The sequence below is a fragment of the Paenibacillus sp. MAEPY2 genome (assembly GCF_000499205.1).
Classification (GTDB): domain Bacteria; phylum Bacillota; class Bacilli; order Paenibacillales; family Paenibacillaceae; genus Paenibacillus; species Paenibacillus vandeheii.
The window spans coordinates 401,715-417,393 of sequence record NZ_AWUK01000004.1 but is presented as its reverse complement, the minus strand read 5'-3'; the positions used below and the strand labels follow the sequence as shown (position 1 = coordinate 417,393).

The 15,679-nt window shown below is 47.6% G+C and carries 16 protein-coding genes; 4 read left to right on the top strand and 12 right to left on the bottom strand.

What is annotated here, in order from left to right; genetic code table 11:
* Positions 1-3: 3 nt before the first annotated feature.
* From galU to P364_RS0103355, 4 genes are all read right to left on the bottom strand, one after another.
* Positions 4-876 (bottom strand): UTP--glucose-1-phosphate uridylyltransferase GalU, encoded by an 873-nt coding sequence (galU, locus tag P364_RS0103370; protein WP_024628750.1) that lies wholly within the window; start codon positions 874-876, stop codon positions 4-6.
* 1 nt (position 877) lies between these two features.
* Positions 878-1,315 carry a GtrA family protein gene (locus P364_RS0103365; protein WP_029880694.1) on the bottom strand — a complete coding sequence of 146 codons (438 nt, stop codon included), beginning with the start codon at positions 1,313-1,315 and terminating at the stop codon, positions 878-880.
* On the bottom strand, positions 1,308-2,294 hold the full coding sequence (locus tag P364_RS0103360; protein ID WP_024628748.1) for a glycosyltransferase family 2 protein: 987 nt from the start codon (positions 2,292-2,294) through the stop codon (positions 1,308-1,310). The genes P364_RS0103365 and P364_RS0103360 overlap by 8 nt, the downstream gene beginning before the upstream one ends.
* 74 nt (positions 2,295-2,368) lie before the next feature.
* Positions 2,369-4,615, bottom strand: coding sequence for a glycosyltransferase family 39 protein (locus P364_RS0103355; protein ID WP_024628747.1), 2,247 nt, complete (start codon positions 4,613-4,615; stop codon positions 2,369-2,371).
* A gap of 203 nt (positions 4,616-4,818) precedes the next feature.
* On the opposite strand from P364_RS0103355, the gene P364_RS0103350 reads away from it, so the two are divergent.
* Together P364_RS0103350 and P364_RS0103345 are read left to right on the top strand one after the other, a co-directional pair.
* Positions 4,819-5,502, top strand: a complete 684-nt coding sequence (locus P364_RS0103350) for a response regulator transcription factor (RefSeq protein ID WP_024628746.1) — start codon at positions 4,819-4,821, stop codon at positions 5,500-5,502.
* Positions 5,502-7,028 carry a sensor histidine kinase gene (locus tag P364_RS0103345; RefSeq protein ID WP_024628745.1) on the top strand — a complete coding sequence of 509 codons (1,527 nt, stop codon included), beginning with the start codon at positions 5,502-5,504 and terminating at the stop codon, positions 7,026-7,028. Before P364_RS0103350 ends, P364_RS0103345 begins: the two co-directional genes overlap by 1 nt.
* A gap of 154 nt (positions 7,029-7,182) precedes the next feature.
* Here the strand turns inward: P364_RS0103345 and P364_RS0103340 are convergent, their stop codons facing one another.
* The 7 genes from P364_RS0103340 to P364_RS0103310 form a co-directional block, all read right to left on the bottom strand.
* Positions 7,183-7,773: an HAD-IA family hydrolase gene (locus P364_RS0103340; RefSeq protein WP_024628744.1), complete on the bottom strand. Its 591-nt coding sequence runs from the start codon at positions 7,771-7,773 to the stop codon at positions 7,183-7,185.
* A gap of 49 nt (positions 7,774-7,822) precedes the next feature.
* On the bottom strand, positions 7,823-8,392 hold the full coding sequence (locus P364_RS0103335; RefSeq protein ID WP_024628743.1) for a GNAT family N-acetyltransferase: 570 nt from the start codon (positions 8,390-8,392) through the stop codon (positions 7,823-7,825).
* 63 nt (positions 8,393-8,455) lie between these two features.
* Positions 8,456-9,004: a hypothetical protein gene (locus P364_RS0103330; RefSeq protein ID WP_024628742.1), complete on the bottom strand. Its 549-nt coding sequence runs from the start codon at positions 9,002-9,004 to the stop codon at positions 8,456-8,458.
* A gap of 82 nt (positions 9,005-9,086) precedes the next feature.
* The gene (locus P364_RS0103325) at positions 9,087-9,662 is read right to left on the bottom strand and encodes a GNAT family N-acetyltransferase (protein ID WP_024628741.1); all 576 of its coding nucleotides are present in this window, start codon (positions 9,660-9,662) and stop codon (positions 9,087-9,089) included.
* A 169-nt stretch (positions 9,663-9,831) separates the two neighbouring features.
* Positions 9,832-10,140, bottom strand: a complete 309-nt coding sequence (locus P364_RS35055) for a hypothetical protein (RefSeq protein WP_024628740.1) — start codon at positions 10,138-10,140, stop codon at positions 9,832-9,834.
* A 98-nt stretch (positions 10,141-10,238) separates the two neighbouring features.
* A complete protein-coding gene (locus P364_RS36025; RefSeq protein WP_024628739.1) occupies positions 10,239-11,993 on the bottom strand; it encodes an ATP-binding cassette domain-containing protein in 1,755 nt (584 codons plus the stop codon).
* Positions 11,978-12,841, bottom strand: a complete 864-nt coding sequence (locus P364_RS0103310; RefSeq protein WP_024628738.1) for an ATP-binding cassette domain-containing protein — start codon at positions 12,839-12,841, stop codon at positions 11,978-11,980. The genes P364_RS36025 and P364_RS0103310 overlap by 16 nt, the downstream gene beginning before the upstream one ends.
* 112 nt (positions 12,842-12,953) lie before the next feature.
* Here P364_RS0103310 and P364_RS0103305 point away from each other — a divergent pair, with 112 nt between their 5' ends.
* A complete protein-coding gene (locus P364_RS0103305; protein ID WP_024628737.1) occupies positions 12,954-13,544 on the top strand; it encodes a biotin transporter BioY in 591 nt (196 codons plus the stop codon).
* A 23-nt stretch (positions 13,545-13,567) separates the two neighbouring features.
* A complete protein-coding gene (locus tag P364_RS38460) occupies positions 13,568-13,699 on the top strand; it encodes a hypothetical protein (RefSeq protein WP_256984432.1) in 132 nt (43 codons plus the stop codon).
* Between the two features lie 73 nt (positions 13,700-13,772).
* Here the strand turns inward: P364_RS38460 and P364_RS0103295 are convergent, their stop codons facing one another.
* Positions 13,773-15,662: a beta-glucoside-specific PTS transporter subunit IIABC gene (locus P364_RS0103295; protein ID WP_024628736.1), complete on the bottom strand. Its 1,890-nt coding sequence runs from the start codon at positions 15,660-15,662 to the stop codon at positions 13,773-13,775.
* Positions 15,663-15,679 lie beyond the last annotated feature (17 nt).

The window sequence follows — 15,679 nt, the reverse complement described above, 5'->3', positions numbered from 1 at the left end:
TTATCATCCCCACTGTGTTGCAAGCTGCTGAAGATATGGCGTCAGCATGGGCTGCAATTCCTTACGCATCAGTCCGATCTCCAAAATGGCCTGAATATATCCGAACTGATCACCAATATCGTAGCGGCGCCCCTCCAGCTCAAGGGCCAGCAGCTCTTCCACCTGGCTCACTTCTTTCAAGGCATCCGTTAGCTGATATTCCCCTCCAGCCCCTCTCTCGATTCGATCCAGAATGGGAAAGATGGAAGGTTTCAGAATGTAACGCCCCATTACGGCTGTTCGGGAAGGCGCTTCTGCGATGGAAGGTTTTTCTACCAGATTGGTGATCCGGTGAACCCGATCCTCTGCCCCCTGTGAATCAATAATCCCATATTTACTCACATCAGCAGCCTGCACTTGCCGCACGCCAACAATCTGACTGCCTGTTTTTTCATATAAATGAATCATCTGTGCGAGCGCCGGTGGATCAGATACCATAATATCATCTCCAAGCAATACGGCGAACGGATCGTCTCCTACAAACTGACGTGCACATCCAATCGCATGACCCAATCCAAGCGGCTCTTTTTGACGGATAAAATGAATGCTGGCCATTTCGCTGATCGCTTGAACTTCTTCCAGCAGTGCTTGCTTGCCTTTGGCATACAGGGAGTGCTCCAACTCAACTGATTTGTCAAAATGATCCTCGATCGATTTCTTATTACGTCCGGTTACGATGATAATATTTTCAATGCCCGATTGTACCGCTTCTTCCACAATATATTGAATGGCCGGTTTGTCCACAATGGGCAGCATTTCTTTGGGTTGTGCCTTGGTTGCCGGCAAGAATCGGGTACCAAGCCCCGCTGCCGGAATGACTGCTTTTTTAATTCTCATATCATGAAACACTCCTTTCATTAGCATCAGATGACGAATCAGACCTTTGTGCAGGATCTGCCCGGAACACCCAATACCGACTGGCAATATAGTTTATAACCATGCCCGAGAGGGTCGCCAGTATTTTACTCATTACAACACTCCAACCTAATGTGCTATTGCAGATGTACAGAATCAGGGAGGATAACGCCAGAACCAAGAGATTGGTAATTACAAAACGCATGATTTCGTTTTTTTTGCCCTGTCTTCCTGCATCCTGGAAAGTCCATCTGCCGTTCCACCAGTAACTGTTTACGACCCCGCAGCAGTAGGAGATCACCTGAGCAATCAGAATGGGTGTGCCTGCAGCAGCAAGCAACGTAAACACCATTGCATCCACTGCTGTATTCAGGACGCCCACAATTCCGAACTTAAACAACGTGACCAGACGATTAGTCATGGTGAGCAACTCTGCCCGTTAACCGTGTCTGACCCGACTGACTCTCCATCTGATACACATCTCTCACAATGTATAGCGGGCGCGCCTTGGTTTCATCGTAGATTCGGCCGATATACTCGCCAAGAATGCCCAGCATGATCAGAATGAAACCGTTAAAGATCAGCATGATGCTGACCATCGAAGGCCATCCTTTGATCGTTGAATCTGTAAATATAGCCGAAGCGATGACACTTAGCATATAGATGAAGCCGCCGATGGACAGGACAGCACCCACGTATCCCGCAAGCTTGAGCGGCTTGTGTGAAAATGATGTAATGCCGTCCAGACTCAGCTTTAACATGCGTTTCAACGGGTATTTGGTTTCCCCTGCCAAACGTTCATCCCGTTCATACTCAATGGCTGTCTGACGAAATCCCACCCAACTAACCAATCCGCGGACAAATCGATTTTTCTCTGGAAGACGCTTCATCTCATCACATACCTTGCGATCCATCAAGCGAAAATCCCCGGTATCCACTGGAATATCCGTATCCGTCGACGCTCGCAGTACGCGGTAGAACAGTCTTGCCGACCATTTCTTGAAGCGAGTCTCCCCGCTTCTGCTGGTCCGACGGGCATAGACAACCTCGTAGCCCTCTTTCCACTTGTCGATCATGTCCAATATCAGCTCGGGAGGGTCCTGAAGATCCGCATCAATTATGACGACTGCATCGCCTGCTGCATAATCCATACCTGCCGTAATCGCAATCTGGTGACCAAAGTTGCGTGCAAAATCAATCAGCTTTACACTTTCATCCCATCTGGCGTAGTCACGGATCATCTGTGCACTTTGGTCCACACTGCCGTCATTGACAAACAACAGCTCGTAACTCTCTCCCGTACTGCCCATGACTTTTTTCAGACGCCGATAGGTCTCCTCAATCACCGCTTCTTCGTTATACATTGGAATGATAATGCTGTAACGGTACTTTTGAGCCATGTTCGTTCCCTCCCTTTTCCGTTGTTTTCGTTCGAATTGTTCAAGTTCATACACGTGTATCACTTGGATCACACTTATAATTTCACTTCATATAAAGTCGTTTGACCGCCGAAACCGGAATCGCTATCTGTTCCCGTCTTCCACTCTGACGTTGGAATCTCCGTACCATGCTCCTTGATCCAGTCGCCGATATCAGAACTTCCACCTCGGCCGCCCATGCCACCTACCATGAAGTATTTCACTTGTCCACTCTTCACGAGTTGTTCCAGTTTTTCCGTGGTATACACCGGATCTGAACCCGAGAACCCGCCAAGCGTAATGACTGCTTCATTTTCATCAATGATGTAAGGGGCGGCCTGGTTGTAGTCCGTCGTTGCGAAGAGATAGGTTTCACCTGTGTTATGCTCTCTCAGATAATTCAGGGTTGTGGTGTCCACTTCTTCGTTGCGGTTCCCTGCTCCACCTCGCCCACCTGTCGTAGGCATTCCTCCGCCACCATTCATGCTTCCTCCTGAATTCGGAGGTGTTCCCATGCCATCATTGTTTGGGTCAGCTTCATCGGACGATGGGAGATCCTGAGCGGTGTCATCTGATGGATTCGGCGGAGTCATACCCATATCGCCACCATTGCGATCACCCTGTCTATCTCCCATAGCCATGCCCATGCCGCCGAACATCCCATTGGAACCTGTAGGTCCAGCAGCCGGAATCATGCTGTTGCCTCCATACGTGATAGGTGTGAATGCCCAATAGATCGGACCGATCAGCATGACCATGAAGCCTGCGATAATTAAACCCTGTTTCCATGGGTGTGAACGATTAAGCATCACAATCAGGATAATCGTGATCAGAATGCCTGCAATTAATTCACCTATGGACCAACCTGCCCCGATAGTCTCGTTATACACCTGCATGATATACCAGCCGAAGATGGTCGTCAGCAGCACGGACAACGGAAGCAGCCAGGCTTGCCAGCCATTGCGTTCACGATATGCCGTCCACATGGCGGCAAATCCTGCTCCGGTTAATGCCGCTACCGGAGGTGCGAGCATGATCAGATAATATTGATGGAAGAAACCTGCCACACTGAAGAAAGCAGCTACCGGAAGCAGCCAAGCCAGCCAGAACAAAGCTTCCTTATGCTTATCGGTTATATTTCTTCGTCTCAGCCCTGCGAAAATGGCGATGCAGCCAAGCAATACTACCGGCAACAGCCAACTGGCCTGACCGGACAGTTCAGTCTGGAATAACCGCAGAGGACCTTTTTCCCCCGTGCCAAACATGCCGCCCATGCCTCCACCGCCATTACCGCCTGCGAAACTTCTTCCATTAGGCATTTCGCCACCGTTTGGCATCTGACCGCCCGGGAAAGTCATTCCGTTCATGCCACCCATTTCACCGTTTCCAGGTAGATTTCCTGTTGGAGCCGAGCCGCTGCCCGACTGATCTGTTCCAGAACCCTGGGAATTGGAGCTGCCACGAACATTACCTTCATCAGAGGCATTTGGCATACCTGCATTCGCTGATCTGTTTTGTTGTCCCGTGAGACGGGATAAACCGTTATATCCAAAAGCCAGCTCCAGCACCGAATTCGTTTCACTGCTGCCGATATAAGGCCGCTCATCTGTCGGTATAGAATCCACGGTGACTGCCCAGGATAAGGAAACAACGGCCAGCACTGCTGTACTTCCAATTAGCAAGATGATTTTTCTTCTCAACTTGGCGTTGAATGCAAGCAGATAGAACAAGTAGAAAGCCGGAAGAATCATATAGGCTTGCAGCATTTTCATATTAAAAGCAAGTCCAATGAGCGCAAAGGCAACCAGAATGCGCCAAGTACTGCCTTGCTTGCTTCCCTTGAATAAGAACCATGAACCCAGCAGCAGCGTAAACACCAGCATGCTGTCAATATTGTTGGTACGGCTCACCGCAGCCACTACTGGTACGGTTGCCATCGCAAGTGCCGAGATTCGCGCCGCGCCAAGTCCAAATGTAGGCTTGACCATGAAATATATCAGCAGCACCGAACCGATCCCCGCTAATGCTTGCGGTAAAATAACACTCCATCCATGCAATCCAAAAACGTAAGCAAAAGCGGTTTGAATCCAGAAGACAACTGGTGGTTTGTCTACGGTTACTGAACCAGCCGAGTCGAGCGATGCATAGAAAAAGTTATGGAAATTTCTCAGCATGCTCCCAACGGCGGTCGTATAATAGGAATTGGCATATTGGTCGTTCCAGATGCCGTACCCGTTCAGAAATGCCGCCAGTAAAACAATCGGCAGAAGGACAAGATCAATCCTTCGTTTGGCGTTATTCAATCTCAATCACTCCTTCAAGTTCTTCATGTCTACTATTGTGGCATGCCAAAGTAAAACTGGGATGAGTGCCCGCTGAATGTTGCCTGAGGATAACTTGCAAACTTTTCAGCTAATTTTCAGTTTGGCGAGCGATAATATAGCATATAGACCTGTAAAATTGAGGGTATGTAATAGATGGATTTAACGGGGAGGAACGCCTGCTTATGAAGCTGAGTACTGGTATTAAAATACTTTTGGCAGATGATGAACCACATATTTTGCAATTTCTGGAGCTTGGACTAAGCAATGAAGGCTTTGATGTACGTACAGCCCCCGACGGAGCCGCTGCGCTTGAATTGGCACTTGATTTCCGTCCACATATGGCCATTCTGGATGTCATGATGCCAGAGATGGATGGGTTTGAGGTTGTTGAGCGTCTGCGCAAGAGCGGCGCTCAGATCGGGGTGATCATGCTGACAGCCAAAGATGAAGTCGAGAATCGCGTCAAAGGCCTATGGCTTGGTGCCGACGATTATATGATTAAACCATTTGCGTTCGATGAACTGCTTGCACGGATTCAGGCAAGGCTTCGTAATCAGTTTCCTTTATTAATCGGGGTGGTGACTCATGGGCCATTCCGTATCGATGATCAGCGCAAAGAAATTACCTATCACGATCAGATTCTGGAGTTGTCTCCTACCGAATATGAACTTTTAAAATTCATTGTGCTTAATCATGGCATTGTCCTGAGTAAAGCGACCATTCTGAACCGTGTGTGGGGGTATGATTTTGGTGGAGAAGAAAACATTGTGGAGGTGTACGTTCGCTCCTTGCGTGACAAATTGGGGGATAAAGAGCATAAACTCATTCGTACCCTTCGAGGTGTCGGATACAGGGTGGATCTCTAATGGGGTCTTTACCATTGAAGGATAAACTTCCTTGGGCATGGCTGCATCGCTGGGTATCACCACGTTCGCTTCGCTCTCAATTACTCGCGCGCTCCCTGTTCATTCTCGCTGCTCTGTTATTGTTAATTGGTATTCTTCAATTCTGGATTATGGAAAGCTTTCTGTATCGCAACCAGGCGAAAACGATGGAAGAGCAGCTCATGTCCATGCCCCCTGTGTGGCTCGGAACGTCTTCACGAAGTGGTACGACAAATAATCCTTTTGGCGGGCAATCCGGATCAGATCCCAGAGGATCAGGCAATCGTTTCTTGTACATTCCGGATCGTTCACTGGCCTTATTTGATAATCAAAGTGGCTTCGAGGACATTTTTGGTGAAGACGGTCTAACTGCTCCTCGCTTGACATCCGTTGAATATGAGAACATTACAGATCAGATCAACGATAAGCAGCATGTTCCATACCGGATTGTAACGGATAACCAGGGCAATGAGCAGTTAATCGTTTTCTCCTCACCGGGACCACGTAATCGCGGCTTACCCATGGTGCAGATGGGCACGCCTACGAAACCGCTAAAAGATCTGATCGTGAAACAGCTTCTGATCTTCTTAATGTTGTCCCTGCTGGCTATGGTCGCTGGACTCATTCTATACACCAAGGCACTTCGCCGGACACTGATTCCCTTATCCAGTATGGTAGACACGGTGCAACGAATCGATGCAGGCAGTCTGGCCGAACGCCTTCCTGCGGTCCAGGGACAACAGGAAGTGGATCAACTGGCGCTTTCATTTAACGGCATGCTCGAAAGGCTGGAAGACTCATTTGAAGCAGAGCGGGAGTCGAAAGAGCAGATGCAGCGTTTTCTGTCCGATGCTTCCCATGAGCTGCGTACCCCTCTTACCTCCATTCACGGATTTATTGAGGTGCTCAAGCGAGGCGCAGCCTCCAATAGCGAGCAATTATATAGCGCTTTGGACAGCATGTATGGTGAATCCGTCCGCATCAACAAACTCGTAGAGGATCTGCTGATGCTGACCAAGCTGGACCAGGCGCCCCAGCAGGAGCAGGAGGTCATTCAACTGGATAGTTTGCTGCTCGAAATGCAGTCACAGCTTGTCATGATGGCTCAGCAAAGACAGGTTCATCTTGACCTGACGGCTGAAGTCCATGTCATGGCTGATGCTCACAAATTGAAGCAGGTTGTGCTCAATCTGTTCCACAATGCAGTACAGCACACCGATTCAGATCAGGGAATCATCAGCATCACGTTATATGCCGTTCAGCATAAAGCCGAGTTAACCATAAAAGATAATGGCTCAGGAATTGAATCTGATCATCTCCCTCACATCTTTGAACGCTTCTACCGCACAAGCTCTTCCCGTTCGAGAAAACAAGGTGGCGCGGGTCTTGGCCTTGCCATCACCCGTTCGATTGTGGAATCGTATGGCGGGAAAATCACAGTACGCAGCCAGATCGGCGCAGGAACCGAATTTACGATTTTACTGCCATTGGTAGAGGATGAATTCTAAGCTGAACGAGGGTCACAAGATGCAGTTTTTCGTTTTCGTTTTATTGCGGCTCTTATCGCATGACGAATAACCCTTTCATTTCTGCCGAGAAATGGGAAGGGTTATTTTTGTACCGGTTTTGGTGTATTTGTACATTGTGGATTTGTATCGAGAGTTATCGTTGGTTTGCGAGCCATCCGTCCATTTCAGCAATCCATTGATGCTGTTCATCAGCAAGTAATGTTTCCCATCCCAGCTCAGCAGCAGGCTCCAAATTTTTAGCCTGATCATCCACATATATAATAGGTACTTCCCTGTTTAGATGTGCTTGTACAAGTTCATATATCTCTATATTCGGCTTGCAATATCCGACCTGATTGGAAATCGTTACGCTCTTGCAGTACTGTTGGATCAGCGGCAAAATGGGTTGAATCCATTCTTGACAATGATTGCTCAAAAGATGAAGTTCAGCCTGTTCACTCCATCGTTCAAGACAATGCATTGCAGGCAGTAACTCTGTTGTTTGTTCAAGCAATTCATAAGCATACATCTTTTCAATATTGGGATATTGTGTTTGCATCCAGATCCAGAACTGTTCCTCCGTCAACCTTCCTGTCCACAAATCCTTGCGTATATCCCTCAATTGCTCAATCAAAACAGGAAAAGGAGTACCTGCATAGTTAGCAAGCTCCTGCCAGAATGAAGAGGAAAGATTCGTGATCAGAACACCTGCCAGATCTAAAATAAGCTGCGGTTTGGAATCCATGGGATCACTCCTGTACAGTCATCTTGAGCTAATTGCAATACAATTTTCGTTACTGTTTCCGCAATTGGTAATGGTTGTACGGTTCATTCTCGATTTCGATCAAATTCATCCATTCAAAATTGCATTTCTGTATTACCTTATTGGATGCCTGATTCGTTAATAAAGCGATGGCATTCAACACTTCAACGTTTGTATTTTGAAATAAATACTGTGTTATTCCTTGTACTGCCTGCGTTGTAAAGCCACGGTTCCGGAAGTGTTTCGAAATGCCGTACATAATCTCCCGATTGGGCGCTGGCAGTTCATCCTTGATCCCCGAGCAGCACCATCCTATGAACTCATCATTTTCTTTGAGCACGATAGCCAAACGTAAATAGAGGTCCCCAATGTCCCCACCCGCCAAAACAGCTTGTTTAAAATTCTGATTCTCGGGAATTTCGTATTGAGTGAGCCAGAGGGCTCTCTCTTCAACCGCAGCATTCCATCCCGGCAAAAATTCGTAAACCTCGGGTTGCCAGGTAATTTCCTGCAATTTCTCCAAATCCTCAGCTCGATACTCGCGCAAATAAATATCTTTGCAATCAATGATTAATTCATCACTTTTTATGGTTTGTTTCATAATGCCTCCTGATTACATCTTATCTATCTTTTTTTCGTTACTTTTTAAAACTCGATAACATAATCAATTCAAATTATAAGCTTGTATTAAATTCTTCTCTTCATCAAGTGCGTACACATTCGTAAACGTTGTCATTAACATCATTTCGTCTTCACTGTGGTAAGCTTCCGGCATTTTCATGATAAACGTATTATTGCTGGACTCAACCTCCTGAGTCTCACCGTTTGTATATTCAATCTTAAACTTGTGTACAGGCATATCGGAATATAAAGCGCCCCATATAAAATTCCCTTTGTTGTTCTTCGGCTCCGCTCGTACCAAAAAAGCAGGCCCCACATCTGAACTCGCTGTCCAACCTGATTCACTATCCGTATCATAGTGATATCTCCCATTCTTCTGTTCATAGGCAGCAAAGACATATTGCGTTTGATCTAATGACAAAACCAGTTCATTTTGCTGATCTACATTCACCATTTGAAGGGGGTATTTCCAAGAAGATTGAACAGCCTTCTCTAACGTTTTATATCCAAAAATATCATTCCAGAAGAATACACTAACACCAACCAGTACACATACAACAAAGCACGAACTTATCCATAAAAGCTTCCTCATATCTCACCCCTTGCACATTGTCAGTTACCCAACTAACATTGGCAGATCATACACACCGGGTCCCTTTGATTTAACATGGGACTCACGCAAGTCCTTCCTTATCAATAAACTCGTCTTTGGTTAATCCGAACAGGATTAGATCCTGGTATTTTCCATCGGTATAAATCACCTGACGACGCACGCCTTCCTGCACACAGCCAAGCTTTCTCATCATCGCTGCGGAAGGTTCATTGCCTTCGAGAACATAATCATTGAATTTATTAAGCCTGCGCTCGAAAAAGGCATATTTCAGCAAGATTCGAATGGCTCTCGTCCCGTATCCTTTTCCGCGATGATCCCTGTCAATTTGAATTCCAATGCTAAAGGTACCATTCCTTTCATCGATGCTATTCAGGTTCACGCCCCCGACATTCTCACCATCCATATTTTCAATCGTAAACATGATCCGTCCTCTGTCTAGAGAGAAATCCGAAAAGGCTTCCGTAAATTTCTTCGCCTCAGCATTCGTAGGGGGCAGCTCCACTGCACATTCCAGTAAACGGCGAGCAGGTGAATCAAAGCGGTTATAATAATGATCTTCCCAATCTTCCTCACGCAGAGCCCGCAATCTGACCTTGTCATCCTGCCAAAAATAATCGTTATAGTTAATCTCTCTCATTCTGTTATCCCCCGTTTGGCAATGAATTGTTTTTCAATTTAATATAATCTACGCCTATGATAACCCATATTGTGGAATTTGAGGAGATTTCTTTTCTTACGCTACAACTAAAAATAGCCCCCGGACAGAACGATCCTGCCGAAGGCTATCATCTATTTTATATATAACGTCATTCCGATTCTTCTTCTTCCGGGTATTGTGGTTTGGTTACACTATCGGGGACCGTTTCATCGAAGACGTCCTGACCGGGATAATCCCGTACTTCCCCTTCGTGCAGCTCATGATTTTCATAATCGAAACGGTGTGCAGTCCTTTGATCCACTCGCCACGGCGAGCTTTTGCCAAGAGATTCAGACATCAGAGATGAGCCGTAAGGACCTTCAGGGAACTCTTCGAGTGTGATATCATTTCGCTGCGACTCCACCGTGGACACATCGGTATATTCTTTCCTATCTTCTTGCAAAAATTTATCCTTCATCGTTCGTCCCTCCATATCTGCTTCGTGGTGATCAAAGCATGTTTAGTTTGAACGGGAATGAAAGCATTTATGCATGTTCATTGGCAAAAGTACATCCTTCAATCTCTGATCCAGATATAAAATACAAAGAAAATAAGTCCAATCATACAAATCCACGTATCCCGTTTTGACCATACCAATAAGGAGGAGCGTGCTCCAAGCATGGAATTCTCTCTGACTTTCCGCATTTCCATCGCTATCGTCATGTCCTCTGCACGCTGAAACAGCGCCATGAGCAAAGGAATGACCATCGGACCAAGATCACGTACGCGTACCGTATTTGGTCGTAATGCAGCTTTGCCGCGTGCCCTGACGATCAGCGAGAAGCGCTGCCATTCACTCCAGATCATCGGGATAAAACGGAAGATTAAAGACACGGCGAGTGCAAACGATGACACGGGCAGCTTAATTTTTTTGCCGACGCCAAGCACCCAATTCAGTCCTTCCACCATGCGCCCATAAGGCGTAGTCAGTGAAAACCAAAGACTTGCCAACGTGACGATAAACAAACGGTACACATTCAGTAAAGTCGCTTCCGCCTGCATCAGGGAGAATCCGAACTGTAGACCGCCTCCTTCTGTAGAAAGAGTCGTCCCCGATAACGCTGTTGATACGAGAAAAAACAGTACCAGCGGCTTCATTAACTTTATACATCCAGCCAAAGTGTGACGAGGCAGCACAACAAGGGCCAGCAATACCGGAACCAACGTGAGTGACAAACCTAGCCAGTGGTGTTGTAGCATCGTCGCAGTCACTAGCAAAATGTATAGAACCCATTTCAGACGTGGGTCCATGGCTCCATATATTCCTCTGTTTGAACCTGATTCAGCGTGGGCGTAGATAGCCTCCTGTCTGCCTTCTCCTCCCGAAGTGTCGAAGCGTGACAAGCCTAGCCTATCTTCATCTCTGAATTGTTCCTCATTATCAACGGCATCAGCCTTTGGCTCTAACGGCTCATTAACGAACCGAACAATACTTTCAGCCATTTCCTCCGGGGTCAAGGCAGTAGAAGGCAAATGCATGCCCGCCGCCGCGAATTGCTGTGCCAATTGCATGGAAGGCGGAAGCCCAATTCCGGCAAGCTCCAGCAATTCTGGCCTGGCCTGAAGTTCTTTTGGTGAAACATCACCAACCAGACGTCCCTTCTGCAACAAAAGAACACGATCCGCAAGAGGTAAAAACGTGTCCAGATCATGCGTAGCCACAATGGCTCCCTCACCTGCATTTCGATGCTGATTCAATACGTCCAGCAGCGTGACTACACTTTGTGCTTCCAATCCGGCGCTCGGTTCATCGAGCAATAGCCACGAAGGCTGCGCAGCCGTTCCCAGGGCGAGCCCCAGTCTTCTCCGTTCGCCTCCACTTAGTGCAAAGGGTGATCTGTCCAGATGAAATCGTTCTTCCCCTTCATGCCCCCCCGTCGGGGAGTCCCACCGCTCAAGCGCCTCATTTATCTGCCTTTTCTTTTGTTCTTCGGGTAGACGATATGGACGCAGGGAATACGTAAATTCACGCCCAATGCTTCGGGCGAATAGCTGTTGCTCGGGAAATTGAAAGACCAACCCCATTTGCAGCAAAATGGACTGTGGTACTTTCCCCTTCTGCCAGTAAGGCTCTCCGTCCAGCTTGAGGCTACCCTCATCTGGAGGTTTTAGGCCAGCGATTGCTTGAAGCAGTGTGGTTTTTCCTGATCCAGTGCAGCCCAGCAACAAAGTGATTTCTCCACGGTTCAGTTGAACAGTGATATCTTGAAGCAGCGGTCTTCTGTCCGATTGTGACGAAGCAATGCCTACATGTTCTAGCTCGATTGCCAAAGGGCTACCTCCTTAACCAACTGCTCAGGTCGCAGAGGTGTCGCATGTTGGAGCAGACCTTTTCGTTTCAGGAGTAGAGCTGTCTGAACCGTAAAAGGTGGAGCAAGCCCAAGCTTTTCGCAGGGCGATGGTTGTTGTGCTTCTTTTCCAGCCTCAGCCGTCGTCTCCTGCCTCTCCCTTCCATAGAAGAAAACCTCAGGGGTTCCATCGTAAACGCAGCTTCCCTGTTCCATGGCAATAATTCGATCGCACAGCGTCGCTTCCTCCAAATGATGCGTAATCCAGATTACTGCTGTCCCTTGCTGGACAATCGTTTGAACTACAGCTTCCATTCGATCTCTGGCTCCAGGGTCAAGCATGGCCGTAGGTTCGTCCAGAATGAGTACATCCGGCTTGGCCGCCAGCGCAACCGCGATATTAAGCAGCTGCTTCTGTCCTCCAGACAGCATAGATATAGCCGCCTCTGGCGGGTGCTCAAGTCCTACCGTATGTAAAGCGTGCTCTCTTCGTCGTAAGTGCTCCTCAGGAGATTCAAGCAACGAGGCTAAGGCAAAATGAAATTCCTCCTCAATGGTATCCCCAAGTACCTGGGCATCAGGCTGCTGGAGAACTCCCCGAACAACCAGTTCCGAAGAAGCTTTCCTTTCTCCGCCGGATAGTGGAGTGAATCCAATCAGCAGCCCAGTCAGCGTACTTTTGCCGCTACCATTGGCTCCCACGATACTTATCCATTCTCCTCGAGCTAATTTCAGCGAAACCCCATCCACTGCCTTACGAACATGACCTGACTCGGACGCATAATGAACCCGGACATTTTCTAGTGTTATCAAAGGTGTAACGTCTTGCATCTTAAATTGGTCCTTTCCCTTTTGAATCTTTTGTGGTACGATCCAAATCGTTAACCACATTCGTTTGATCGGTTAACAATAAGATTACCAAAATTGAAAGGAATGTTCAAACATGAAATTGTCTTTGCGAGGTATTGTATTTAGCGCACTCATGGCAGCCATACTTGTTATTTTTGGATACATAAGTATTCCCATTGGTTTCTCTCCTGTGCCGATTACATTGCAAACTCTTGCGGTTATGCTGGCAGGCGGACTGCTTGGCCCATTATATGGTTTTCTAAGTATCGCTCTGGTCGTCATCCTGACTGCAATTGGCTTCCCGCTTCTGCATGGTGCAGGTGGACTCGCAGTACTCCTCGGGCCTACCGGGGGATATGTCATGATGTGGCCCTTCTCTGCATTGATCATCGGATTGCTGCTCAGTAGAATCAAATTGAACGGTTTTGTAGGTTATTTCCTCGCCTTTATTGTATTTGAGGTGTTTGGTTCAATGCTGATCTATGTTTCGGGCGTGCCCTGGTTGGCCTATGCTTACAAAATGTCGTTACCCGAGGCAATGATTCAAGGATTCTATCCCTACATCATCGGTGATCTGATCAAAGCCTTGTTCGCTGCAATTATCATCGCACCTGTTCGCATGGTCTTCCCTCCACAGCGACTGACTGGCAACATGAACTCAACGGTTGTACGAGCAGATTCTTAAGACTTCATTGAGTTGAACGCAGCATGTATTGGCAGCAGCTTCCGGCAGTACAGAACAGCCAGGTCTACCGCATGACCGAAGACTGGCTTCGGGAAGATCCAATCTCCATGATGGGACAGGTTCAGGATCTGGTGAGTTTGAATCGGATTGGTTAACAAACCAAAAAGCCGTGTCCACGTAAACAGAAAACATTCTGTTCCACGTTGGACTCGGCTTTTGTTCCTATTCCTACTCTTGTTCCGGTCCCTTACCACCATACAGGGTAAGTAACGGTTCTTGAACCCGAACTTGTCCCGTAATCAAAGGAACCACTTCCTCATAATCCGTAGAATTCGTTACAATGATAGGTGTTACCGTATGATAACCTGCAGCCTTGATCTGAGCGATATCGAATTCCAGCAGCAAGTCTCCCGCTTTCACCCGATCACCTTCCTGAATATGTGATGTAAAGTGCTGACCATCGAGCTTCACGGTATCGACCCCGACATGGACCAAAATCTCAGCCCCCGTATCAGATACAACAGCCAGTGCATGTTTCTTCTTGAAAGCCACGGTAATTGTACCGTCAAAAGGAGCAACGACTCGGCCGACTGCCGGCTCAATCGCAATGCCTTTGCCCATCGCGCCCGATGAAAATGCCGGGTCAGGTACATCGCTAAGATCCACAATGGTTCCCTCGATCGGGCTGAGTACTTCTTGATCCGATGAAGCCGCTGTTCTTTCGGATGGCTTGGTGGTTTCCGTGCTTTTTTCTTTTTCTTCTTCTTCAACCGGATCTTTGAACCCCATAATGTAGGTCAGTGCAGCCGCAACAACAAAGGATACGCAGATCCCAAGGATCAGTCCAGGGAAGCCCTCCCCACCCGGTCCATAGAAGATCGGTAAAGTCAGCAGGCCTGGAGCGCCCGAAGCGAATGCCTGAGTACCTGCTTGACCAATGATGGCCCCACCAACAGCACCACCGATAACTCCTGCGATGAATGGACGTTTGAGTGGAAGAGTCACACCATAGATGGCAGGCTCGGTAATCCCGAACAGGGCTGTCAGTGTGGATGAACCCGCCAGCGTTTTCAGCTTTTTATTTTTGGTTTTCAGCATAACACCGAAGGCAGCTCCGGTCTGTGCGAAGATGGAAGCTGTCGCAGCCGGCTTGACGCCATCACGTCCATACACAGCAACGTTGTTAATGAATACGGGAATGAGACCCCAATGAATTCCGAAAATAACGAGCAGCTGCCAGCTTGCACCCATAACGGCTCCTGCCAATAACGGACTGAATCCGAAGGCGGCCACGAGTCCTGATGCAATAGCATTACCTACATATACTCCAAATGGACCGAATACGAGCAAAGTAAGTGGTACCATAATGACTAGCAAAAATAATGGAGTGACAAAATTTTTCACACTTTCGTGAAGAACTTTATTGAAGAATTTCTCCAATTTGCTCATGACAATCACTGCCAGAATAATAGGAATAACGGTAGATGAATAGTTCATCAAAATGACAGGTATCCCGAAGAAATCAATTGGCGTACCCTCCGCCTTGAGTGTAACGATGGAAGGATAGATTAATGCGCCTGCGATCGTCATCGCCACAAACATGTTACCCTGGAATTTGCGGGCGGTTGTAACCGCTAACAGCAACGGCAGGAAATAAAACAGACTGTCTGCCGCCGCAAACAAGATCTTATACGTGGTTTCCGTCGTTTCCAGCCAGCCGACATTACTTGCAATGAGCAGCAATCCTTTCAGGATACCGGCCCCCGCCATAACCCCTAGCAGCGGAGCAAAAATACTGGAAATCACATCAATAATGCCACCTAGGCCTTTTGCGGCCTTCTTCGGCTTTTCCTTATCGGAAGAGTCATCCAAAATGTTGCTGATCTGACCAATGGCGCTGTAAACCTCAGGCACCTTATTGCCAACGACTACCTGGAACTGACCCCCGTTTTCCTTGACTGCGATAATTCCCTCTGTCTTTTCCAGCTTGGCTTTGTCTGCCTTGGCATCATCCTTCAATACAAACCGCAAACGTGTTGCGCAATGTACCAGTGATACCACATTCTTTTCGCCTCCGACCAGCTCGACGATCTCTTTTGCGAGTTTTTCCTGACTCATGCTGTGCACCCCCATAT